The organism is Kribbella sp. NPDC104218 (assembly GCF_055584105.1).
This window is the reverse complement of record NZ_JBVJMQ010000003.1, coordinates 891,119-913,832: the sequence shown is the minus strand read 5'-3', so window position 1 is coordinate 913,832 and position 22,714 is coordinate 891,119. Positions and strand designations below refer to the sequence as shown.

The 22,714-nt window shown below is 68.9% G+C and carries 23 protein-coding genes; 12 read left to right on the top strand and 11 right to left on the bottom strand.

Annotated features, from left to right (window positions below; all coding sequences use genetic code 11):
* Positions 1–5: 5 nt before the first annotated feature.
* A complete protein-coding gene (locus ACZ6ZD_RS29035; RefSeq protein WP_465677094.1) occupies positions 6–791 on the top strand; it encodes an SGNH/GDSL hydrolase family protein in 786 nt (261 codons plus the stop codon).
* Positions 792–803: 12 nt separating this feature from the next.
* Here ACZ6ZD_RS29035 and ACZ6ZD_RS29030 read toward each other — a convergent pair whose 3' ends face one another.
* Positions 804–3,059: an ATP-binding cassette domain-containing protein gene (locus ACZ6ZD_RS29030; RefSeq protein ID WP_465677093.1), complete on the bottom strand. Its 2,256-nt coding sequence runs from the start codon at positions 3,057–3,059 to the stop codon at positions 804–806.
* A 106-nt stretch (positions 3,060–3,165) separates the two neighbouring features.
* On the opposite strand from ACZ6ZD_RS29030, the gene ACZ6ZD_RS29025 reads away from it, so the two are divergent.
* The 5 genes from ACZ6ZD_RS29025 (at position 3,166) to ACZ6ZD_RS29005 (ending at position 7,984) form a co-directional block, all read left to right on the top strand.
* The gene (locus ACZ6ZD_RS29025; protein WP_465677092.1) at positions 3,166–4,221 is read left to right on the top strand and encodes a LacI family DNA-binding transcriptional regulator; all 1,056 of its coding nucleotides are present in this window, start codon (positions 3,166–3,168) and stop codon (positions 4,219–4,221) included.
* A 107-nt stretch (positions 4,222–4,328) separates the two neighbouring features.
* The gene (locus tag ACZ6ZD_RS29020) at positions 4,329–5,630 is read left to right on the top strand and encodes an extracellular solute-binding protein (RefSeq protein WP_465677091.1); all 1,302 of its coding nucleotides are present in this window, start codon (positions 4,329–4,331) and stop codon (positions 5,628–5,630) included.
* A 12-nt stretch (positions 5,631–5,642) separates the two neighbouring features.
* Positions 5,643–6,530, top strand: a complete 888-nt coding sequence (locus ACZ6ZD_RS29015) for a carbohydrate ABC transporter permease (RefSeq protein WP_465677090.1) — start codon at positions 5,643–5,645, stop codon at positions 6,528–6,530.
* Positions 6,527–7,408: a carbohydrate ABC transporter permease gene (locus ACZ6ZD_RS29010; protein ID WP_465677089.1), complete on the top strand. Its 882-nt coding sequence runs from the start codon at positions 6,527–6,529 to the stop codon at positions 7,406–7,408. The genes ACZ6ZD_RS29015 and ACZ6ZD_RS29010 overlap by 4 nt, the downstream gene beginning before the upstream one ends.
* Before the next feature lie 384 nt (positions 7,409–7,792).
* Complete coding sequence (locus ACZ6ZD_RS29005; RefSeq protein WP_465677088.1) at positions 7,793–7,984, top strand: hypothetical protein; 192 nt, start codon at positions 7,793–7,795, stop codon at positions 7,982–7,984.
* Positions 7,985–8,067: 83 nt separating this feature from the next.
* Here the strand turns inward: ACZ6ZD_RS29005 and ACZ6ZD_RS29000 are convergent, their stop codons facing one another.
* The 7 genes from ACZ6ZD_RS29000 to ACZ6ZD_RS28970 are packed head-to-tail and all read right to left on the bottom strand — an operon-like array spanning position 8,068 to position 14,658.
* Complete coding sequence (locus ACZ6ZD_RS29000; RefSeq protein WP_465677087.1) at positions 8,068–8,523, bottom strand: carboxymuconolactone decarboxylase family protein; 456 nt, start codon at positions 8,521–8,523, stop codon at positions 8,068–8,070.
* Positions 8,524–8,552: 29 nt separating this feature from the next.
* The gene (locus ACZ6ZD_RS28995; protein WP_465677086.1) at positions 8,553–9,335 is read right to left on the bottom strand and encodes a sugar phosphate isomerase/epimerase family protein; all 783 of its coding nucleotides are present in this window, start codon (positions 9,333–9,335) and stop codon (positions 8,553–8,555) included.
* Positions 9,336–10,160 carry a carbohydrate ABC transporter permease gene (locus tag ACZ6ZD_RS28990; protein WP_465677085.1) on the bottom strand — a complete coding sequence of 275 codons (825 nt, stop codon included), beginning with the start codon at positions 10,158–10,160 and terminating at the stop codon, positions 9,336–9,338. It lies immediately after the preceding gene.
* The gene (locus ACZ6ZD_RS28985) at positions 10,150–11,091 is read right to left on the bottom strand and encodes a carbohydrate ABC transporter permease (RefSeq protein ID WP_465677084.1); all 942 of its coding nucleotides are present in this window, start codon (positions 11,089–11,091) and stop codon (positions 10,150–10,152) included. Before ACZ6ZD_RS28985 ends, ACZ6ZD_RS28990 begins: the two co-directional genes overlap by 11 nt.
* 5 nt (positions 11,092–11,096) lie before the next feature.
* Positions 11,097–12,404, bottom strand: coding sequence for an ABC transporter substrate-binding protein (locus tag ACZ6ZD_RS28980; RefSeq protein ID WP_465677083.1), 1,308 nt, complete (start codon positions 12,402–12,404; stop codon positions 11,097–11,099).
* 19 nt (positions 12,405–12,423) lie between these two features.
* Positions 12,424–13,608, bottom strand: a complete 1,185-nt coding sequence (locus ACZ6ZD_RS28975; protein WP_465677082.1) for a mandelate racemase/muconate lactonizing enzyme family protein — start codon at positions 13,606–13,608, stop codon at positions 12,424–12,426.
* Between the two features lie 12 nt (positions 13,609–13,620).
* Positions 13,621–14,658, bottom strand: coding sequence for a hydroxyacid dehydrogenase (locus ACZ6ZD_RS28970; protein ID WP_465677081.1), 1,038 nt, complete (start codon positions 14,656–14,658; stop codon positions 13,621–13,623).
* Between the two features lie 95 nt (positions 14,659–14,753).
* Between ACZ6ZD_RS28970 and ACZ6ZD_RS28965 the strand changes: the two genes are divergently transcribed.
* From ACZ6ZD_RS28965 to ACZ6ZD_RS28950, 4 genes are all read left to right on the top strand, one after another.
* On the top strand, positions 14,754–15,623 hold the full coding sequence (locus ACZ6ZD_RS28965) for a LysR substrate-binding domain-containing protein (protein ID WP_465677080.1): 870 nt from the start codon (positions 14,754–14,756) through the stop codon (positions 15,621–15,623).
* A 28-nt stretch (positions 15,624–15,651) separates the two neighbouring features.
* A complete protein-coding gene (locus ACZ6ZD_RS28960; protein ID WP_465677079.1) occupies positions 15,652–16,602 on the top strand; it encodes an SDR family NAD(P)-dependent oxidoreductase in 951 nt (316 codons plus the stop codon).
* 104 nt (positions 16,603–16,706) lie between these two features.
* On the top strand, positions 16,707–17,468 hold the full coding sequence (locus tag ACZ6ZD_RS28955) for a putative protein N(5)-glutamine methyltransferase (protein ID WP_465677078.1): 762 nt from the start codon (positions 16,707–16,709) through the stop codon (positions 17,466–17,468).
* Positions 17,459–18,232, top strand: a complete 774-nt coding sequence (locus ACZ6ZD_RS28950) for a phosphotransferase family protein (RefSeq protein ID WP_465677077.1) — start codon at positions 17,459–17,461, stop codon at positions 18,230–18,232. The genes ACZ6ZD_RS28955 and ACZ6ZD_RS28950 overlap by 10 nt, the downstream gene beginning before the upstream one ends.
* Here ACZ6ZD_RS28950 and pyrH read toward each other — a convergent pair.
* Positions 18,225–18,932, bottom strand: a complete 708-nt coding sequence (gene pyrH, locus ACZ6ZD_RS28945; RefSeq protein ID WP_465677076.1) for a UMP kinase — start codon at positions 18,930–18,932, stop codon at positions 18,225–18,227. The two genes, ACZ6ZD_RS28950 and pyrH, sit on opposite strands and share 8 nt — an antisense overlap.
* Before the next feature lie 129 nt (positions 18,933–19,061).
* Between pyrH and ACZ6ZD_RS28940 the strand changes: the two genes are divergently transcribed.
* Positions 19,062–19,736, top strand: coding sequence for a VOC family protein (locus ACZ6ZD_RS28940; RefSeq protein WP_465677075.1), 675 nt, complete (start codon positions 19,062–19,064; stop codon positions 19,734–19,736).
* Between the two features lie 6 nt (positions 19,737–19,742).
* Here ACZ6ZD_RS28940 and ACZ6ZD_RS28935 read toward each other — a convergent pair whose 3' ends face one another.
* The gene (locus ACZ6ZD_RS28935; RefSeq protein ID WP_465677074.1) at positions 19,743–20,966 is read right to left on the bottom strand and encodes a hypothetical protein; all 1,224 of its coding nucleotides are present in this window, start codon (positions 20,964–20,966) and stop codon (positions 19,743–19,745) included.
* A complete protein-coding gene (locus ACZ6ZD_RS28930; protein ID WP_465677073.1) occupies positions 20,959–21,465 on the bottom strand; it encodes an RNA polymerase sigma factor in 507 nt (168 codons plus the stop codon). Before ACZ6ZD_RS28930 ends, ACZ6ZD_RS28935 begins: the two co-directional genes overlap by 8 nt.
* A gap of 300 nt (positions 21,466–21,765) precedes the next feature.
* Between ACZ6ZD_RS28930 and ACZ6ZD_RS28925 the strand changes: the two genes are divergently transcribed.
* Positions 21,766–22,698, top strand: a complete 933-nt coding sequence (locus ACZ6ZD_RS28925; RefSeq protein WP_465677072.1) for a small ribosomal subunit Rsm22 family protein — start codon at positions 21,766–21,768, stop codon at positions 22,696–22,698.
* Positions 22,699–22,714 lie beyond the last annotated feature (16 nt).

Genomic DNA, 22,714 nt, shown 5'->3' with positions numbered 1-22,714 from the left:
CGCCCATGAAGTCCATCGCCAGTGTTCTGTCCGCCGCGGCCCTCGGCGCCGCGATGCTGCTGCAGCCCGGCGTCGCGCACGCCGCGGTCAACTACGTCGCGCTCGGTGACTCCTACGCCTCCGGAGTCGGTACCCGCAGCTACATCGCGGGCAGTGGCAACTGCCAGCGCTCGGCGAAGGCCTACCCGTCCCTGGAAGCCGCCCGGCTCGGGGCGAAACTGACCTTCGTCGCCTGCTCTGGCGCCCGCGTCGCCGACGTGACGAACAACCAGCTCAGCGCGGTGACCAGCGCGGCCAACCGGATCACCGTGCAGGTCGGCGGGAACGATGCCGGCTTCTCGTCGGTGATCACCGAGTGCGCCAAGCCCGCCTGGCTCGGGAACTGCGAGACCGCGATCAACAACTCGCAGGCCACCATCAACAACACGCTGCCCGGCCGGCTGGATGGCCTGTACGCCGCGATCAAGACCCGCGCGAGCTCGGCCCGGATCATCGTGGTCGGCTACCCGCGGCTGTTCAACGGCACCGACTGCAACGCCGGCACCTTCTTCAGCGCCGCCGAGATGACCCGGCTGAACCAGACCGCCAACCTGCTCAACACCAGGATCAAGGCTGCCGCCGACGCGGCCGGCTTTGCGTTCGTGGACCCCACCGCGAAGTTCATCGGCCACGCCGTCTGCGGCAACCCGGAGTGGATCAACGGCCTGTCCAACCCGGTCGGCGAGTCCTACCACCCCAACGTCACCGGCCAGGCCCAGTACGCCACGCTCGTGGCGCCCGCACTGGCCTGACCGGTTCGACGCTCACTGCCGGACGTACTCGCGGAGGTGTTCGGCGGTGAGGGTCGGGCTGCTCTCGACGAGGTCGGCGGGGGTGCCGGTGAAGACGACCTGGCCGCCGTCGTGGCCGGCGCCTGGGCCGACGTCGATCAGCCAGTCGGCGTGCGCCATCACGGCCAGGTGGTGCTCGATGACGATCACCGTGTTGCCGTCGTCCACGAGGGCGTCGAGCATCGCGAGCAGCCGGTCGACGTCGGCCAGGTGCAGGCCGGTCGTCGGCTCGTCGAGGATGTAGATCGAACCGCTCTTCCCCATGTTGATCGCCAGCTTGATGCGCTGCCGCTCACCTCCGGACAGGGTGGTCAACGGCTGGCCGAGGCCGATGTAGCCCAGGCCGACCGTGGACAACCGGTCGAGGATCGCCCGGGCCGGCCCCTTGGTGAAGAACTCGCGCGCCTCGGCGACCGTCATCCGCAGTACTTCGCTGATGTTCTTGCCGCGCAGCTGGTAGGCGAGCACCTCGGCGGTGAACCGGGCGCCGTTGCAGACCTCGCAGACCGACGCGACCTCGGCCATCATGGCCAGATCGGTGTAGGTCAGCCCGATGCCCTTGCAGGCCGGGCAGGCGCCGACCGAGTTCGCGCTGAACAGACCAGGCTTCACCCCGTTCGCCTTCGCGAACTCGGCCCGGATCGGGTCGAGCAGACCGGTGTACGTCGCCGGATTGCTCCGCTTCGATCCGCGGATCGGGTCCTGCCCGGCCACGATCACACCCGGCCGACCGGCCAGCGAGCCGTGCACGAGTGAACTCTTCCCGGAGCCGGCCACCCCGGTGATCACCGTCAGCACCCCGGTCGGGATGTCGACGCTGACATCGCGCAGGTTGTGCAGGGTCGCGTTCTCGATCGCGAGCTTCCCGGTCGGACGGCGGACGTCGTCCCGAACCGGCACCCGATGGTCGAGGTAGCGGCCGGTCAGCGTCCCGGACTTCTTCAAACCGTCCAGATCACCCGCGTAACACAGCCGCCCGCCGGCCGTCCCCGCGCCCGGGCCGAGGTCGACGACGTGGTCGGCGATCCGGATCGTCTCGGGTTTGTGCTCGACGACCAGCACGGTGTTGCCCTTGTCCCGGAGCTGGATCAGCAGGTCGTTCATCCGCTGGATGTCGTGCGGGTGCAGCCCGACGGTCGGCTCGTCGAACACGTAGGTGACATCGCTCAGACTCGAACCCAGATGCCGGACCAGCTTCACCCGCTGCGCCTCGCCGCCGGACAGCGTGCCCGACTCGCGGTCGAGGCTCAGGTACCCCAGGCCGATCGTGACCATCGAGCCGAGCGTCTGCTGCAGCCCCTCGAGGACCGGGCCGACGGAGGGGTCGTCGAGCCCGGCGACGAAGTCGGCCAGGTCGCTGATCTGCATCGACGAGCAGTCGCCGATCGTCAGACCCTTCACGGTCACCGAGCGGGCGGCCTCGTTCAGCCGGGTGCCGCCGCACTCGGAGCAGATGTCCTGGGTGACCGCGCGCTCGGCGAACGCGCGCGCCTGGCTCTGCATCGCGTCGATGTCCTTGCCGACGTACTGGCGCTTGATCTTCGAGACCAGCCCCTCGAACGTCATCGAGACCTTGCCGAGTTTGATCTTGGTCGGCTCCTGGTGCAGGAACTGCTGCCAGGTCTCGGCCGGGTAGTCACGCAGCGGCAGGTCGGGGTCGAACAGCCCGGACTTCGCGAACGCCTGCCACCACCAGGTGTCGACGGCGTAGCCGGGCGCGGTGATCGCGCCCTGGTTGAGGCTCAGCTCGCGGTCGACGAGCTGGTCGACGTCCAGCTCGGTGGTGCGGCCGAGGCCGCCGCAGGCCGGGCACATCCCCTCGGCGCGGTTGAAGCTGAACGCGGACGGCGGCCCGGGGTTCGGCGTCCCGGCCCGGCTGAACAGCACCCGCAACATGGTGTGGGCGTCGGTCGCGGTGCCGACCGTCGAGCGCGAGTTGGCGCCGATCCGCTCCTGGTCGACGATGATCGCGGCGGACAGGTTCTGTAGCGCGTCGACGTCCGGACGGGCCAGACTGGGCATGAAGTTCTGGATGAAGGCGGTGTAGGTCTCGTTGATCAGCCGCTGCGACTCGGCGGCGATCGTGTCGAACACGAGCGAGGATTTCCCGGAGCCGGAGACTCCGGTGAAGACGGTCAGACGGCGTTTGGGGATATCCAGCGACACTCCGGCGAGGTTGTTCTCGCGGGCGCCCCGGACTTCGATCACGTCATGGCTGTCGGCAAGCATCCTTGAATCGTCTCATTGAACCATTCGTACCAACTTGTCCTGAATCCGCAGCCTGCACGTTGCGCCGAAAGCTTCAACACCGACGTGAAGGTGTGAGAATGTCCGGGTGCGAGCCACCGTGAAGGACGTAGCGAAACTGGCCGGGGTGTCCCCGAAAACCGTGTCGAACGTCATCAACGGTGTGGTGTTCGTCCGGCCGGAGACCCGCGCCCGGGTCGAGCAGGCGCTGGCCGAGCTCGACTACGTGCCGAACATGAGCGCCCGCGGCCTGCGCAACGGCCGCTCGGGCATGATCGCGCTGGCCCTGCCGGACCTGCTCCGCCCGTACTCCGCCGAGGTCGTCCACCTCGTCGTCGAGCTGGCCCACGAGCGCGGCTGGGGAGTCCAGATCGAGCAGACCGCGGCCGAGCCCAAGCGCGAATTCGAGTTGTTGTCGAAGGCGCGCGCGTACCTCGTCGACGGCCTGATCCTTAACCCGGTCAACCTCGACGACAGCGCCGTCCTGACCGCTGGGCCGCTGCCGCCCGTCGTCCTGATCGGGGACGTCGACCAGGACATGGTCAGCCAGGTCGCGATCGACAACCACGCGGCCGCCCGCGACATGACCCGGCACCTGATCGCCAGCGGCTGCCGCCGGATCGCCGCCCTCGGGACGCCGGAGATCCCGCGCGGCTCGAGTGGCGCCGGCGTCCTCGCGGGAGCGGCGGAAGGCCCCGGTACGGCGGCTTCGCGGCTGCGGACCGCGGGCTACCACGAGGCGCTCGCCGAGGCCGGGATCGCGCCCGACCCGGCGCTGGAGCTGGGCCTGGACCGGTGGCGGCCCGAGGGCGCGACGAAGGTGGTCAGCCGGTTCCTCGCCGAGCACGAGCTGCCCGACGCGTTCTTCTGCTTCACCGACACCCTCGCGTCCGGCGCGCTGTCGGCGCTCTGGGCCGCGGGCGTCGGCGTCCCGGAGCAGACCCTCGTGGCCGGCTTCGACAACATCGCCGACAGCCAGTTCATGATCCCGCCGCTGACGACGGTCGACTTCGACCGGCGCGCTTTCGTCGCCGCCGCCCTGGACCTCCTGGGCGAGCGGATGACCGACCAGGCCGCCACCCCGCGACGCGTCCTGATCCCGCACCGCATCATCGAGCGCGCGAGCACCCAGCGCCCGCGCTAGTCCACGTTCGCTCACCGATCGACACTTTCCCGCAAAAACAAACAGATTTCTCTTGTCAACGGATTCTAACGATGTAATCCTGCAGGGGCCCTGCGAAGGAGACTCGGATGAGTGCGTTGGAACGGCAGTTCTCGCGGCGCCGGCTGCTCGGATCGGCGGCCGCGGTCGCCGGCGGCGGCCTGCTGCTGGGATGTGCGCCCGGTGCGGCCCGATCGGCCGCCGACCTCAGCTATTGGCACCTGATGACCGGTGGCGACGGGATCGTGATGGCCGGCCTGGTGGACGCCGTCAACGGTCTCGGCCTCGGCTTCCGCGCGACGCAGACCGTGCTCGCGTGGGGCCCGCCGTACTACACCAAACTGGCGATGGCCTCGGCCGGCGGCCGGGCGCCGGATCTCGCGATCATGCACGCGTCGCGGATCGCGGGTTACGCGCCGGGCGGCCTGCTGGAGCCGTGGGACCTGGAGCTGCTGGCCGAGGTCGGCGTCCACGAGCGGGACTTCCCGCCGCTGGTCTGGCAGAAGGGCGTGTACGACGGGAAGCTGTACTCGATCGCGCTCGACACGCACCCGTTCGTCCTCTACTACAACACCGACCACGCTCAGAAGGCCGGTGTCACGGACGCACTGCAGACGATGAAGTCACCCGAGGAATTCACCGAGGTGGCGCTCAAGTTGCAGAAGGTGACCGGCAAGCACGGCTTGTCGTACGGGTATCTCGGCGACGGCTCACAGATGTGGCGGCTGTTCTACACGCTGTACCGCCAGCAGAACGCGGAGATGAAACTCGTCCCGGGGCAGCAGGCCCAGGTCGACGAGGCCGCGGCGGTGAAGGCGTTGCAGTTCGTCCAGTCGTTGCTGGACGACACGATCGCCACGAAAGCCGGCGACGGTGGAACGGCGACGAGTGAATTTCTGCACGGTGAGAGCGGCATGCTGTTCGGCGGGGTGTGGGAGCTGCCGGTCCTGAAGGATTCGAAGCTGCCCTTCGACGCGCGGCCGATTCCAACGTTGTTCGGGACGGACGCTGCGTACGCCGACTCCCATACGTTCGTGCTGCCGCGGCAGTCGAAGACCGACCCGGAGCGGCGGCGGCACACCTATCAGCTGGTCGCGGAGGTACTGAAGCGGTCAGTGAAATGGGCCGGCGCCGGCCACATTCCGGCGTACCAGCCGGTCGTGCAGAGCGCGGAGTACCAGGCGCTGAAGCCGCAGTCGAACTACGCCGGCATCCCGGCGTACGTGAACTACGACCCCGATGCCTGGTTCGGCGGCGCCGGGAGCGACTTCCATCGGTACTTCGCCGAGAACGTCCAGAACGTGTTCCTGGGCAGCGGCGATCCGGCCGCTGGGTTCAAGGGATTCGTGCAGCGGCTCAACGTGCTGCTCGACCGCCCGCAACCGGTCTGAGGAGGCCAGTAGATGTCGACCACCCTCGGCCGGCGCAACGAGAGCCTCACGGGCTGGGCGTTCGCGGCGCCGTTCGCCGTCCTGTTCGTGCTGTTCCTCGTCGTCCCGGCGATCTACGGCCTGTATCTGAGTTTCACCGGCGAGTCCCTGACCGGTAAGGGTGGTGAGCTGCTCGGTTTCTCGAACTACGCCGAGGCGCTGACCGACCCGGACATGTGGCGCTCTCTCGGGAACACGTTGTGGTTCACGCTGCTGAGCACCGTGCCGCTCGTCGTCCTGTCGCTGGCGTTCGCGCTGCTGGTGAACCTCGGCCTGCCGGGGCGCTGGCTGTGGCGGCTGTCGTTCTTCCTGCCGTACCTGCTCGCCTCGACCGTCGTCGTGATGTTCTGGTCCTGGATGTACAACCCGAAACTGGGGCTGATCAACGGCGTCCTGGCCGAGTTCGGCATCGCGCCGGTGGCCTGGCTGCAGGATCCGAACGTCGCGATGATCTCGGTCGTCGTCACCACGCTGTGGTGGACGATCGGCTTCAACTTCCTGCTCTACCTGGCCGCGTTGCAGAACATCCCCGAGCAGCAGTTCGAGGCCGCGGCGATCGACGGCGCCGGCAAGTGGCGGCAGCTGTTCGCGATCGTGATCCCGCAGCTTGCGCCGACGACCGGGCTGATCCTGACGCTGCAGGTTCTCGCGTCGCTGAAGGTCTTCGACCAGATTTACATGCTGACCAACGGCGGGCCGGCCGGATCGACGCGCTCGATCGTCCAGTACATCTACGAGTCCGGCTTCACCGGCTACCGGTTCGGCTACTCGTCGGCCATCTCGTACCTGTTCTTCGCGATCATCGTGCTGGTGTCGCTCGCGCAGTACAAGCTGATCAACCGCAACCGGAGCGCCGCATGAATAGCCAGACGTTGTCGCGTGGGATCAAACAGCGGCACAAGCCGGGGGAGAACCCGTGGAGTGTCTCGCGGATGGTTGCCCTGCTGGTGCTGGCGGTCCTGGCCGCGACCTGGCTGGTGCCGTTCGCCTGGGCGGTGCTGACCTCGCTGAAGAGTGAGGCGGACGCCGGTGCGTCGTCCATCAGCCTGAACCCGCCGGACGGGCTCGGGTTCGATGCCTACCGCAAGGTGCTGGCGGCCGGCGACATCCCGGCCTGGGCGTGGAACAGCCTGATCACCTCGGTCGCGATCACGCTGATCACCGTGGCCACGTCAGCGCTGGCCGGCTATGCGTTCTCGCGGATCGGCTTCACCGGACGGCGCTGGCTGTACGCGGCGATCATTGCCGCGATCATCATCCCGCCGCAGTTGCTGATCGTGCCGCTGTTCCGCCAGATGCTGTCGTTCAACCTGGTCGACACCTATTGGGGCATCATCCTGCCGCAGGCGTTCGCACCCGCGATGGTGCTGATTCTCAAGCGGTTCTTCGATCAGATCCCGGTCGAGCTGGAGGACGCCGCCCGGGTGGACGGCGCGAACCGGTTACGGGTGTTCTGGTCGATCGTGTTGCCTTTGTCACGCCCGATCCTCGCGGCGGTGGCGATCTTCGTCTTCATCGGTGCATGGAACAACTTCCTCTGGCCGTTCATCGTGACCACCGACGCGGAACTGATGACGCTGCCGGTCGGCTTGCAGACCGTGAAGAGCGCTTACGGGCTGCAGTACGCGCAGAACATGGCCTCCGCGATCCTGGCAGCGCTTCCACTGGTGCTGGTGTTCCTGTTCTTCCAGCGCCAGATCATCAAGGGCATCGCTACCACAGGATTTGGCGGACAGTGAGTATTTGAACGATTACGTGATGGCGCAAGCATTTCCTGTCCTGGACAGCAGTTCCGGAACCTGGGAAACCTGTCACCATCCCTTGAAAACGTCGTCACTCTCAGCAAGGCTTCACGGATCACTTCCGCGTCGTTTCCGGGTGCGGGAAGGACGGGGGAGTGTGCGGCCGTGCGCAAAACGCCCACGGTCGCGCCATCCGCCACTCGGGGGTAGTAACGACGAGAAGAAGGGGGATCCGTGTCAGCGATGACAAGGCTCGCCGAGCAGTGCCGTGATGTGAGGAGTCACGGCAACGGAGGACTCGGACGGGCTTCGATCCAACCAGCGGTTTGCACCGGCATCCACGAGGTGACCTCGTCGATCCCGTCGGTGCGTCCGCGACGCGTGGCACTGCTCAGGCTGAGTAGCGGCCTGACGACCACGCTGCGGCTCGACGACGGCGCCCCGGCGCCCGAGCGAGGCGCGACCGTGTACGTCCGGGGTGGCCGAGGGATGGGCGACGAACCGCCCTCAGGTGGCGTCACCCTCGCAACCAGCGACCCCGGCCGGAACCGACGGTCCACCCTGCTGGGCTGAATCAGTGACTCGCCGGTCTCAGGTCCCAACGCCGAGCTGAGGCCGGCAAGTCCCTGCCGAGGTCCCCCGCGGGGGTTACGAGTTCACCAGGTCGCGCCGGCCTTGGCGCGGGTGGTGGCGTTGATGCGGTTGAACATGTTGGTCAGGCCGATCATCAAGATGATCGCGGAGAGTTCGCGCTCGTCGAAGTGCTCGGCCGCGGCCGCCCAGGTCGGATCGGCGACCGCCTCGGCGCGATCGGCGATCCGGGTGGCCTCCTCGATCAGCGCGAGCGCGGCGCGTTCGGCGTCCGTGAACAGGTCGGTGTCGCGCCAGGCCACGACCTGGTGCAGGCGCTCGTCGGTCTCCCCGTTCTTGAGTGCCGACTTGATCCCGCCGTACACGCAGGGCGCGCAGCCGTTGATCTGGCTGGCCCGCAGGTGCACCAGCTCCAGCACCGTGCCCGACGTCCCGGAGGAGTGGATGGCCTTGAAGATGTTCTGGATGCCCTTCATGGCGTCCGGCAGGATCGCGACGGGGTTGGTCAGACGCTCGGTCATGGTGGTGCTCCTGGTTCCGTAGGGGGTGTTCACTCCCTCGACGGAGGCCGGCCCCACGATGTGACAGCCGTGCGCAGATCTTTGTGGACGCGTTCTTCGACCGGGATGCTGAGGTCGGAGTACTGACCGGTCAAGCAGACCGGTCCGCTGAAGCCGACCCGGGTGAGCGCCGCGTGGACGGCGTCCCAATCGGCGAGGCCCTCGTCGGCCTGACCGAAGTGGGTCTTCCAGCCGTCGGCCGTCCGCACGTACTGCGCGTTCTTCAGGTTGACGATGCCGAGCCGATCCGCGCCGAGCTCGATCGTCGTCGCGGGGTCGTCCCCGGCCAGCGCGTCGTGTGCGGCGTCCCAGACCAGCTTGTACCGCTCCGGCAAGCCGTCGAGCAGCTGCAGGACGCCGAGCGTCGACGTCACGAACCGGCCGTGATGGGGCTGCACCCCGACCTGGACGTCGTACCGCTCGGCCAGGACGACGGCGTCCTCCAATTGCGCGCGATTCCGCCGGACGCCCTCGGCATAGCTGTCGGAGCCGAGTGGCGCCATGATCCGGATCATCGGCACGCCCGCTTCCGCACAGGCCCGGAAGACCGGCTCACTCAGATCGCTCGCCACACTGATCGGCTCGACCCCCTCCGCGCGCAGCTGCTTCACGAATCCCGGCAGCTCGGCCTCGACACTCGCGGTGGTGACGTACGCCGAATCCCGCACCGGTACCTCGGCGCCGGCGAACCCGAGCCCGGCGACCAGCCGGCCCAGCTCGGCGCCGGGCAGCCCTGCCCACGGCTTGGTGAAGACGGACCACAAGTAGCTCATTCAGCGGCCTCCCAGCCCACTCATCGTGATACCTCGGACGAACCAGCGCTGCGTCAGGAAGAACAAGACGACCAACGGCACCGTGGTGACGGTCGCGGCCATCAGCAGCAGGTTCCACTGGGTGCCGTTGGTGTCCTGGAAGACCTGCAGCCCGACGGACGCCGTCCGCGTCGCATCGCTGTTGGAGATGATCAGCGGCCACAACAAGTTGTTCCACTGACCGATGAACTTGAAGACCGCGAGCGTCGCGATCGCCGGCACGGCCAGCGGGACGATCACCCGGACGAACGCCTGCCACCGATTGGCGCCGTCCAGCCGGGCGGCCTCCTCGTAGTCGCGCGGGATGCCGAGAAAGAACTGCCGGAGCAGGAAGACCCCGATCGCGGTGAACGCGTGCGGCAGGATCATGCCCGGCCAGGTGTCGATCCCGTGCAGCTTCGCGACCAGCACGAACTGCGGGATCAGCGTCACCTGGGACGGGATCATCAGCGTGGCCAGGTAGATCCCGAACAGCCAGCTCCGCCCGGGGAAGTCGAGCCGGGCGAACGCGTACGCCGCGAGTGCGGCCGTGACGGTCTCGAGCAGCGTCGTCCCGGCGGCGAAGTACACCGTGTTGAGCAGATACTTGCCGAGCGGGACGAGGTCGAACGCGCGAGTCAGGTTCTCCGGGTGCCAGCTGCTCGGCCAGAAGGACGGCGTCGCGGCCATCGACTCGGTGTCGGACTGGAACGCGACCAGCATCATCATCACGACCGGCGTCAGCGTCAGCGCGGTGACGGCGAAACAGGTGAAGACGACCAGCTTGTGCCTGAGGTCAGTTGTCATAGTGCACCAGCTTCCGCTGGAAGGTGAACTGGGCGGCGGTGATGAGCACGATGAACGCGAACAGCACCAGCGACTGGGCGGCGGCGTACCCCTGGTCGTAGTTCTCGAAGCCGGTCCGGTAGATGTACATGACGAGCGTCGTCGTCCGGGTGCCCGGGCCGCCGTTGGTCATGATGAGGGCCTGGTCGAAGACCTGGAACGAGCCGATGATCGAGGTCACGATCACGAAGAACAGCGCGGGGGACAGCATCGGCAGCGTGATGTTGCGGAACGTCTGCCACGGTGAGGTGCCGTCGACGCGGGCCGCCTCGTAGAGCTGTTGCGGGATGGCCTGCAGGCCGGCCAGGAAGACCACCATGCCGAAGCCGAAGCTCTTCCAGACGCTCATCAGGATCAGCGCGGGCATCGCCCAGGCGTCCGAGATGAGCCAGGCCGGGCCGTCGATGCCGATCAGGCCGAGCACGGCGTTCACCAGGCCGTCGTGCGGGATGTAGAGCCAGATCCAGACGAACGCGACCGCTACCGTGATGGTTGCGTAGGGCAACAGGAGGAGCGAGCGGAAGACGGCGACCCGGCGCAGACCCTGGTTGAGCAGGAGGGCCAGGGCCAGGCTCACGAGGATCGTGAGCGGGACGCTGACGAGGGTGAAGTACGCCGTGTTGCCGAGCGCGGACCAGAAGGTCGGGTCCGGGCCGAGGCGGGCGAAGTTGCGCAGTCCGGCCCACTGCGGCGGGCTGAACAGGTTCCAGTTCAGCAGCGAGATGACACCGGCCGCGACGACCGGTCCGGCGGTGAAGATCAGGAAGCCGATCAGGCTGGGCAGGATGAACAGCCACGCGGTCAGCGACTCGCGGTTGCGCCAGCGCGGGGTCGGCTTCTGCGGCGCCGGGGTGGTCGCGGCGGTCGGGCGTTGCACGGTGTCGATGGCCATCGTCGTCACCCCTTCCGGGCGGTGGCTTGGCGGACGTTGTCCTGGTGCTGACGCATCAGGATGTCGAGGCGGGGCGTGAGGCCGGCGACCGTCTCGGCGACCGGGACCTGCCCGAGGAACGTGCGGGGGAGATCCTGACCGAGCAGCTGCTTGACCTGGTTCCAGTTCGTCGTCACGTCGAACGCGTGCCCGCCGGCCACCCTGCCCGCGAGGATGTCCTGGACGACGCCGAGGTTGTCCGGCGGTGGCGTGAACGCGCTCCCCGCGCTCAGCCGGGCCGGATTGTTGCGGCCGGCCTTGGCGTAGATGTCGAGCGCGCCGGTGCTGGTCAGGGTCTTGAGCAGCTTCCACGCGAGGTCGAGCTGAGCGCCCTCGCGAACCCCCGATGGAATGGCGAAGCTGGACCCGGACACCCGCGGAGTGCTCCCGGCGGCCCCGGCCGGGAACGGGACGATGTCCCAGTCGAATTTGGCCTTGCGGACGTTGACGACCTGCCACGGCCCGTTCTGCATGAACGCGACGTTGCCCTGGAGGAAGTTGGCCAGCGAGCTCTCGGTGACCAGGTTCTTGATCGGCGGCGTGACCTTGTCCTTCACGAACAGCCCGATCGCGAACTGCAGCGCCTCCATCGCCTCGGGGGCGCCGAGGGTACTGCGATCGGCGGCGTCGTTCATCACGTTGCCGCCGGCGCAGTAGATCCAGGAGACCAGGTCGTCGATGGCCGGCGCGCAGGTGAAGCCGTACTGGCGATCGGTGGTGAGCTGCCGGGCGAGCTCGCGGAAGGTTGCCCATGGCATCGGCTCGGTGGGTGACGGGAGAGCGATTCCCTGTTTCTCCAGCAGCGTCTTGTTGTAGTAGAGGACGGTCGGTGCGACGTCGAAGCCGATCGCGTAGGTCTTGCCGTTGAAGCTGGAGAGCCGGCGGCTGGTCGGGTAGAAGTCGTCGAGCCGGAAGTCCGGGTCGGCGGCGATCAGATCGTCGAGCGGGCGGTGCGCGCCGCGCGCGGCGTAGGTCGGGATCAGGGTGCCGTTGAGCGCGGTGACCAGGCTCGCCGTCCCGCTGACCAGCTGCAGGTCGAGTTTGGTCGGGTAGCCGCTGGACGGCGTCAGGGTCGGGTACGACGCCACGCCGAGCTGCTGCTCGACGTACGCGCTGAAGTCGTCCCAGACCTTCTTCTCGGCCGCGCTGCTCGACCACATCGCCCAGGTCGCGGCGCCGGCCGGCGGGCCGGTCGAGCAACCGGTGACGGCCGCCCCCAGGCCGGCCAGTCCGGTGAGTTCGAGAAAGCTGCGGCGGGACAGCTTTGCTGGCATGGCTCTCCTCGGTGTCACTTCAGTGGAAGGCGAGGTCGATCGACTCGGCGCGGATACGCTCCTCGTCGACCTGAACGCCCAGGCCCGGGGCGGTGGGGACCGTCGCGACGGCCTTGGTGATCGTCAATCCCTCGACATACAGATCGGCCAGCAGCTCGGGACCGTTGAGCTCGGCGGGCAGCGCGAGCTCGAGCTGGCTGAACACGTGCAGCGCGGCGGCGAACGCGATCCCGCAGTCCGTGAGCCCGCTCGCGAGAATCTCGAGACCGCCGGAGAGCGCTGTCTGAGCGGTCTTCAGCGCGTTCCGCAGCCCGCCGGACTTGCAGACCTTGACCACGACGAGGTCCGCGGCGTCCAGGCGGATCACGCGGGCCAGGTCCTGGGCGGAGAAACTGCCCTCGTCGATCGCGATCGGCAGGTCGATGAGGCCGCGCAGTCGCTGCATCGCGAGCGTGTCGGTGCTCGGAACTGGTTGCTCGACGCAATGAATCGTGCGGATGTCGCTGGTTCGGTCGAGCAGGTGCCGAAGCGCGCTCGGGCGGTACGACTGGTTGGCGTCGAGCCAGATCGGCTTGCCGCCGGCCACCTCGGCGACCGTGCGGATCGCGGCGGCATCGGCGTCCGGATCGCCGCCGATCTTCACCTTGTACGCCGTGTAGTCCGCGGATTGGATCGCGTGTTCGCGCACGGTGTCGGGGTCGCCGACCCCGATCGCGGAACAGAGCGGGATCTCGTCGGTCGTCTTCCCGCCGAGTAACGCGTGCACCGGCACTCCGGCCAGTTTCCCGGCCGCGTCGTGCATGGCGACGTCAACCGCGGCCCGCGCGAACGGAAACCCGTTCGACACTGCCGGGCTCAGCCGTTTCGCCGCCCGCTGGTGGAACAGCTCGACATCGAACGGCGTCAGCTCCAGCAGGATCGGCCTCAAATGCCGCTCGATCACCACGGCCATCGTCTCGGCGGTCTCGTAGCTCCAGCTAGGGAGCGCTCTCTGCTCTCCCCACCCGACAATCCCGTCCTCGGTGGTCAGCTTCACGAACACCACCGCCGACGCCTGATCAGGTTTCGTATCCGGCGCCCCCACCGTCCCGCTCCCCAACACGAATCGCCGCGCGAACGGCACCGCAACCGCGAACACCTCGACCGACCGAATCCGAGCCCCGCTCCCGACTCGCCCTGCCACCTCGCCACCGCTTTCCGTCATCGGGTCGTCCTCTCAGGCGGCGATCGACCAGGTGGCCGGGTCGACGAAGCTTGGCCCTCGGGCGCCCGTGTCGAGCCAGCTGAGGGCGTCGCGCAGGACGTAGCCGGCGAGGGCCAGGTGACCTTCGGTGGTGTCGCCGGCGATGTGCGGGGTCAGCAGGAGGTTCTCGGTCCGGAGAACGCTCTCTCCGAAGCTCGGCGGTTCGGGGTCGTAGACGTCGAGCGCGGCGTACAGGCGGCCGTTGCGGGTGTGTTCGAGGAGCGCCTGCTGATCGACGGCCGGTCCGCGGGAGGAGTTGACGACGACGGCCCCGTCGGGGATGGCGGCGATCAGCTCGCGCGTGATCATGCCTTTGGTCTCGGGCACGTTCGGCACGTGGATCGTCAAGAAAGCGCTCTCTACGGTCTCTCCGAGGGACGCCGTCCGGACGCCGAGCTCGGCTGCCCGCTCCGCGCTCAGGTACGGGTCGTAGACGACGATGTCGCAGCCGAACGGCTTGAGCAGCGTGATCAGCGCCCGCGCGGTGCTGCTCGCGCCGACGATTCCGACCTTGGCTCCGGCCAGCTCGTGCCCGCGGAACGCGCTCTGCTTCCACCCACCCGCGCGGATCGCCCCGTCGAACCGGGGGAGTCGCCGTGCCAGCGTGAGCATCGCCGCCAGGCAGTACTCGCCGACCGACCAGGCGATCCGCGGCCCGGCCGAGAACACCGCGACCCCTGCGTCGAGGATCGACGGGTCGATCAGGTTCTTCACCGTGCCGGCCGCATGCGCGACGACCTTCGGCCCGGCGCCGCCCGTCCACAGCTCTTTGCCGAGCGTCGGCGTCCCCCAGCTCGTCAGCAGGACGTCGGCGCCCGCGGTCAGCTCGCCGAGCGCGGCTGGGTCGAGTGCGGCGGGTTTGGCGGGGGAGTCGGCGCCGCGCAGGTGCTGCTCGGACGCCCACACCACCTCGAACCGCTCGTCGAGCAGTCGGCGCGTCGCGGCGTCCACCACATCGGCGGCCCGCGCGGGCGACATCAGCGCAGCAAGTCTCAGCCTGGAATCCGGCACCGGGTAACTCCCTCAACTCGTCGGTGCTCCGACGGTAGGCGTTTTCCGTTATGCAGGTCCAAGCCCGATTTCGCATGAACCGATACCGTGCCGGTATGGATCTCTCGCTCCAGCAACTGCGCGGCTTCGTCGCCGTCGCCGAGGAACTGCACTACGGCCGTGCGGCCCAGCGGCTGAATCTCACCCAGCCGCCGCTGACCCGGCAGATCCAGGGCCTGGAGCGCTCTCTCGACGTCCGCCTCTTCGACCGCACCGGTCGAGGCGTCCGGCTGACCGCAGCCGGGAGCGCTTTCCTGGAGCATTCCCGCCGCGTTCTGGCGCTGCTCGAAGTCGCTCCCGAGGCGGCGCGGCGGGCGGCCGACGGGCATACCGGGACGCTGCGAATCGCGTTCACCGCGATCGGCGCGTACGCCGTCCTGGCCGACTTTCTGACCACGGTCGGGAAGCACGCGCCGGCTGTGACCGCGGAGCTGACCGAGCTGGTGAGCCCGGCGCAGTTCGAGGCGCTGGCCAAGCTGGAGATCGACATCGGGCTGGTCCGGCCGCCGATCCCGGCGCAGTTCGCGTCCGTGCTCGTGCACTCCGAGGATCTGGTGCTCGCGGTCCCGACCAGCCACCGGCTCGCCGTCGGCTCCGCGCCGGTCACGCTCGCCGATGCCACTGACGACTACATCGGCTACAGCCCGGAGGGATCGCAGTACCTGCACGACATCTGCGCCGCGATGATCGGGATGGACCGGTACGCCGTCAGCCAGCTCGCCTCGCAGGTGCCGACGATGCTCGCGCTCGTCCGGGCGGGCCTGGGGTGCGCGCTGATTCCGCGGTCGATCAAGGCGATGCGCGTCGAAGGCGTGACCTATCGCGAGCTCGATCCGGCTGACGCGCACTCGGTGACGCTGCACGCCTGCTGGAGCCCCGACAACCCGAACCCGGCGCTGCAGCGCCTGACCGCCGCCTTGACTTAGAGCGCGCTCTAGCTCATAGGTTCGAACCATGACTGCACAGCAACCGATCGGCTCCGGCTTCGGGGCGGACAGCACCGCGGACGACGTCCTCGACGGTCTCGACCTCACCGGCAAACTCGCGATCGTCACCGGCGGCTATTCCGGCCTCGGCCTGGAGACCACCCGCGCCCTGACCAAGGCGGGCGCGCACGTCGTCGTCCCGGCCCGCCGCCGAGAAACGGCCGAGGAAGCGCTCTCTGGGATCTCCGGCGTTGAGCTCGACGAGCTGGATCTCGGCGATCTGGCGAGTGTGCGCGTGTTCGCGGACCGGTTCCTCGCCTCCGGCCGGGGCGTCGACATCGTGATCGACAACGCCGGGATCATGGCCGCGCCGGAGACCCGGGTCGGTCCGGGCTGGGAGGTGCAGTTCGCGACCAACCACCTCGGCCACTTCGCGCTGATCAATCGGCTCTGGCCGGCGCTCGTCGCGGACGGCGGCGGCCGGGTGATCTCGGTGTCGTCGAGTGGGCACCGACGCTCGGACATCCGCTGGGACGACCTCGAGTTTGCCCAGGGCTACGACAAGTGGGAGGCGTACGGCCAGGCGAAGACGGCCAATATCCTGTTCGCCGTCCAGCTCGATGCCCTCGGCAAGGACTCCGGCGTCCGCGCGTTCGCCTTGCACCCCGGCGGAATCCTGACGCCGCTGCAGCGGCACCTGACCCGCGACGAGATGGTCGGCTTCGGCTGGATCGATGCCGACGGCAACTCGCTGAACCCCGAGTTCAAGTCGCCCGAGCAAGGCGCCGCCACCCAGGTCTGGGCCGCGACCTCCCCGAAGCTGGCCGGACACGGCGGCGTCTTCCTCGAGGACTGCGAGGTGGCCCGCGTCTCGACCGACGACGCCCCCGGCGTCCGCCCGTACGCCGTCGACCCCGACTCGGCCGCCCGCCTCTGGGCGATCTCCGCCGAGCTGACCGGGGAAAACGCCTTCGCCTGACCCGAGCAGCGCGCGCCCGGCCGGCGTACTCGGCGCGACTAAACTCAGGCCCCGTGCGCTCATCCCGCGACTCGCCGGCTTTCCCTTCCTCCCGAAGGAGGCCTATGTCCGAGGTTGCCGATCGGTTGCGCGCCGCCGGTTGCGTCTTCGCCGAGGACGAGGCCGCGCTGCTCACCGAAACCGCGCGAGACGCGGCCGAGCTCGAGGCGATGATCGAACGCCGGGTCGCCGGCGAGCCACTCGAATACGTGCTGGGGTGGGCGGAGTTCCGCGGCCTGCGGATCGCCGTCGACCCCGGCGTCTTCATCCCACGCCGGCGTACCGAGTTCCTGATCGCCGAGGCGTTGCGGTTCACCGCGCCCAACGCGGTAGTCGTCGACCTGGCCTGCGGCTCCGGCGCCCTCGGCGCCGCCATCGCGGCCGAGCGCGACGTCACCCTCTACGCCGCCGACCTCGATCCGGCCGCGGTCGCCTGCGCCCAACGCAACCTCACCCCCTACGGCGGCCGCGTCCACCAAGGCGACCTGTACGCCGCCCTCCCCACCCACCTCCGCGGCCGCATCGACATCCTCCTGGCCAACGTCCCCTACGTCCCCACCGACGAGATCGCGCTCCTCCCACCCGAAGCACGCCTGCACGAACCACGTGTCACCCTCGACGGCGGCCCCGACGGCCTCACCCTCCTCCGCCAAGTAGCCGCCGAAGCGGCGGCATGGCTGGCCCCCGGCGGCCACCTCTTCACCGAGACCAGCGCCCGACAAGCGCCACTCGCCCAATCCATCCTCGCCACCCAGAGCCTGACCGCCGAGACCATCGTGGACGACGATCTGGGCGCCACCGTCGTCCACGGAGTCCTGTGCACCTGACCGAAGCCACGTTGTACGCCGCCGCCGTCCTCGGCCCGATTCACGCCACCGAACCCGTCCAGGGTTTCGCTGGCAACCAGACCTACCGCTTGCGAGCGGCCTCCGGTCAGGTCGGCTACCTCAAGTCCGGTCCGGCGATCGCGGCCGAGACGCACGCGCTCGAGCAGGCCCGCGGCGTCGGCGTACCGGTGCCGATCGTTCTCGCGGCGACCGGGCGCTACCTGATCACGGCCGAGGTCACCGGGACCCCTTCTGTCGATCCCGACGTTCTGGCCCAGGCAGTACGGCACCTGCGCCGCCTGCACGAGTTGCATGACGCGAATGCCGACTGGGCGGGCCGGCTCCATCAGTTGCTTGCCGGGCTGGACGTGCTGGTCGATCACCTCGGGGAAGCGCTGATCGACCGGCTCCGGCGAGTGCTGACGCCGTCCGTCAACGAGCTCGCTGCCGTGCCGCCGTCCCTGCTGCACGGCGATCTGCATCCTCGCCACCTGTACGCGGCCGACGGCGTCCTGACCGCGATCATCGACTGGGATGACGCCTGCTACGGCGATCCGCTGTACGACATCGCCCGGCTGACGATGACGACTGACCCGGAGTTGGCGCTCGCAGCCTACGGCTTGCAGACGACGCCGGCGCTGAACCGGCGCCTGTCCCACTACCGCATCGTTTGGTCGCTGACCGCGCTTCGCGCCGAGCTGGTCGCCGGTGGGGACTGGTTCGCAGCGCATGTGGAGCGGATCCGCGCCGAAGTGGTTAGTTGATGAGGGTGCCGATGGGGGTGCCGGTGCTGATTGCGGCGGCGGCGGAGGGGCGGTCGATGTCGAAGACGTGGAGGGGGAGGCGGTGGTCGCGGGCGAGGATGAAGGCGGACTGGTCCATGACGCCGAGGCCGCGGTCGATGACGTCCTGGTAGCCGAGGTGGTCGAAGCGTTTGGCGCCGGGGGATTTGTTCGGGTCGGCGTCGTAGACGCCGTCGGTGCCGTTCTTGGCGACGAGCAGGGCGTCGGCCTCGAGCTCGACGGCGCGCTGGACGGCGGGGTAGTCGGTGGTGGTGAACGGCTGGCCGTTGCCTCCGGCAAGGACGATGATCGAGCCCTTCTCCAGGTGCCGGAGCGCGCGCAGCCGGATGTACGGCTCGGCCAGGTTGTTGATCGGGACGGCCGTCATCAGCCGGACGCCGTGCGCGCCGAGCGCCGCGAGCCGGCCGCGCAGGAGGACGGCGTTGATGACCGTGCCGAGCATGCCGATGTTGTCGGCCTCGACCCGGTCGATACCCCAGTCCTCGGCGCGGTTGCCGCGGAACACGTTCCCGCCGCCGACGATCACCGCGACCTGGACGCCGGTGGCGCGTAAGGCGATCACCTCGTTGGCCAGGTGCGTGAGCCGCGCGCTGTCGAACCCGAAGTCGTCACCTCCGGCGATTGCCTGTCCGGACAACTTCAGGACGAGCCGTCGGTACATGGTGCTCCGATCACGTGGGCGGGCGGGCCGTCAGAAGATCTACCACGGATGGCGGGTACCGGGGAGGCGCACAGAGTGTCGGTGGCGGGTTCTAGCCTGCTGGCAAGCGAGAAGTGGGGAGCCGGAGAGATGGAAATGTTGACGGTGCAGGCGATTCAGGCGGCCGGCCTGGCCGACTGGAGCAAACTCGCCCAGGCCTTGCACGCCCGATTCCTGGTCGGCTCGTTCGCGGCCGGGGCCGGCTTCGCCCAGGTCGTCGGCGAGCTGGCCGGTGCGCATGAGCCCGAGGTCCGGGTGACCGCGGCGTTCGTCGACGTCCGGCTCGTCACGCCGGGCGCCGTCCATCGCGGCGCGGACGGCGCCGAGCAGAGCTGGCCGTCGGTCACGCAGCTCGATGTCGATCTCGCCCGGCAGATCAGCGCGGCCGCGGCCGACCGGGGTCTGCGGGCCGATCCAGGCGGGATCGTCCAGCTCGAGACCGGTCTGGACACGGCCGACCCCGACGAGATCGGTCCGTTCTGGGCCGCCCTGCTCACCGGTGATGCGGCCAACTACCACCATGGCGAGGTCGGCGACCCGACTGGCAGTACGCCGAATCTCTGGTTCCAGAAGACAACGCCGCACGACCCGCCCCGCCAGCGGTTCCACTTCGACCTGTGGCTGCCGATTGCCCTGGCGCCCGCCCGGATCGCGGCGGCCGTGGCCGCTGGTGGGGCGGTCGTCTACGACGAGGAGCCGTCGTTCACCGTCGTGGCGGACGCGCAGGGCAATCGGGCCTGTGTGTGCACGATCGAGGGGCGGTGAGCCGGTTCAGCGCGGCTCGAACAGCTGCCAGTCGACGCCGCGGTTGGTGCTGAGAGCGACCTTGCGGATCGGCTCCGGCGTCGGCGGCAGGGGAGTCGGGGTTCCGGTAGGTACGGGGCTCGGGGAGGTGATGGCCGGTCCTTCGACCAAGCCGACGACGGTGTCGCCGTGGCTTTCGATCGATCCGAGCGCGTACTTCGTCTGTGAGTCGGTGCCGATGGCGCCGTCCGCAGCGATTCGGTACAAGCCGGTGGTGACGGCGTTGCGGTACGTGATGTCCGTGATCAGCCCGGTCCCGTCGTTGAACACGGCCTCGAACTGGAGCACCCACTTGTTCGGCTCCTGAATCGTCTCCCACGTCTTGCCGCTGTCCCGGGAGCGCTGGTAGCTGCCGGTGCCCTTCTGCGGGTCGGTCTGGTCGTGCAGGAGGATCGTGCGGCCGTCGAGGCTGAACGCGTCCGTCCAGGACTGTTTGGTGGTGATCAGCTGCCGGGTCCAGGTCCGGCCGTCCGCCGTCCAGGCGAGCATCCGGTTCTTGACCAGCCACCAGCGGCCGGTCGAGTCGTGCCGATAGCGGCTCGGTCCGGCCAGATCCGCGGGCAGCTGCAGTCCTTTCGCGCGCCCGGTCCGCGGGTCGACCACCAGGAGCTTGTTGTCCAGGGTGATGATCAGCCCGGCGCCGATCGCGGTCGTCGTCCCGGAGATGGTCAGCGGACGCTCGATCGGCCGTCCGTTCTCGAAGGTGATGAGCCGCCGGTTCTTCAGATTGTCGTGCACGTTGCGGAAGCCGTAGGTCAGGTCGCCGTGCTGGTCGAGGACGGGGAAGTCGTCGGCCGGTTCGGTGAACTCGACACCGGACGCCGACTTGTACGCCATCGTCGACCAGCAGACCGGGGCCTCTTCCGGGCTCTCCGCGCGGCAGCGGTTCCACAGGGCGACCCACTTCCCGCCGGACAGCGGCAGGATGTTGACCAGCTGTGCGTCGGCCGAGTGTGCGAGCTCGTGCCCGGTCCGCGGGCGGACGGCGAGGGTCGCCGGGTCCGGCGCGACCTCACGATCCTGCTGGCTCAGCACCACGACGGCCGGTACGGCGATCGCGACCAGGCTCGTCGCAACAGCCACCGCGCGGCGGCGCCGGATGCGGGTTCGGCTTCGCTTGAGCAGCGTGTCGAGCGCCGGCGGCGGGGACTGGTTCTGCGCCTGCCAGGCGAGATCCTTCAGTTCAGACATGGTGTTCCTCCGTCTGCGGGTCATCGGCGAACTCGTGGACGAGGGGTGCCAGTCGCTGTCGGCCGCGGCTCAGCCGGGCCTTCACCGTGCCCTCCGGGATGCCGAGCGTCTCGGCGATCTCCCGGACGGACAGATCCGCGATGTGCCGCAGCGCGATCGCTTCGCGCTGGTCCAGCGACAGCCGTCGTAAGGCGTCGACCAGGGCGATCCGGTCCGGCGACAGTCCAGGCAGCGTGACCGGCCTCGGCTGCAGCCGCAGCAACTGCCGAAGCCGCACTGTCCGGCGGAACCTGTTCCGGGCCAGATTGAGCGCGATCGTCCGCAACCAGGCCTCCGGGTTGTCCACCTGGCCCAGCTGCCGCCGCTTCGTCAACGCCAGCACGAATGCCTCCTGGACGACGTCCTCCGCCTCGGCGAGATCACCGCAGACAGCGAACATCTGCCCGATCAGCCGCCCGTAGCAGCCCTCGTACAGCTCCCGCAGCCGCTCGTCGTCCATCAGCCCTCCGAGTTCGTCTTGTCACCTCCACGACAATCGGTACACCACATCGGTTGCACCCCGGCCCAAAATTCCCAGCGCGGACGGCGCCGCCTGGCTAAAGTGCGTGCTGAGCTGCTGTGACGGCAGCGTCCCAGGAGGTGACTCATGGTTTGCATGGCGACTCGGTTCCGTGCCAGCTCCTCCTGCTCGGCTGTTCACTGACAGCCTGACTTCTCCGGACCGGTTGGCGCGTCGCGGCTCAGGCCGCGGGTTCCGTGCGCCCTGGCGCACCCGTGCCGACCGAACCGGAGTCTCCGCATGTCCGCCGAGCTACACACCGCGCTGCTGCGCGCCCTCAGCGGCGTCAACCACGACGCCCTCCGCGCCCGCTTCGCCGACCTTTCCACCCGCTACCGGGCCGCCGAGGCGCCGACCTTTCGTGACGACCTCGATTGTCTCGCCTACGCCGCGGTCCGGATGCCTGCCACGTATCAGGCCGCCGAGAGCGCTCTCCGAGCCGCCGCTCACCACCTTGGCCGCGTCTCGACCCACCTGGATCTGGGCGGTGGCACCGGCGCCGCGGCCTGGGCGGCGCATTCGATCTGGCCGACGATCCGAACCGAAGTCCTGGAGCGTTCGCCGGCCGCGATCGCTCTGGGGCGACGGCTCATGGACGGCTCGTCGGTCCGGGCAGCTTGGACGGCGGCCGATCTCCGGCGCTGGACGTGGTCGGAGCGGGTCGATCTCGTGACCGCCGCATATGTCCTCAATGAGCTGTCGGCTGCCGCCCGGCGTACCGTCGTCGATCAGGCTGCGTCGGCCGCGAGCACCGTCGTGATCGTCGAGCCCGGTACGCCACGGAGTCACGGCATTCTCCTGCAGGCTCGCGACCAGCTCCTGCGGCGTGGCTTCTCGATTGCCGCGCCGTGCGCGCATCAGCTGGTTTGTCCGCTGAGCGACCCCGATTGGTGCCACTTCGCCGTCCGGCTGGCTCGGACCGAGCTGCACCGCAGGCTGAAGGACGCGACGCGGAACTTCGAGGACGAGAAGTTCAGCTATCTGGTCGCGACGCGCGCGCCGGCCGGGGACGCCGATGCGCGGATCCTCAGCCGGCCGGCGATGCCGAAGTCCCGCGTGGTCCTCGATCTGTGCACGCCTGGTGGTGAGCGTCGGCGGACGGTCATCGCCAAATCCGCGCCGGGCTATCGCGCGGCGCGGCGGGCGGCCTGGGGTGATACCTGGCCGGGCTGAGAATTGGCGCCGCCGG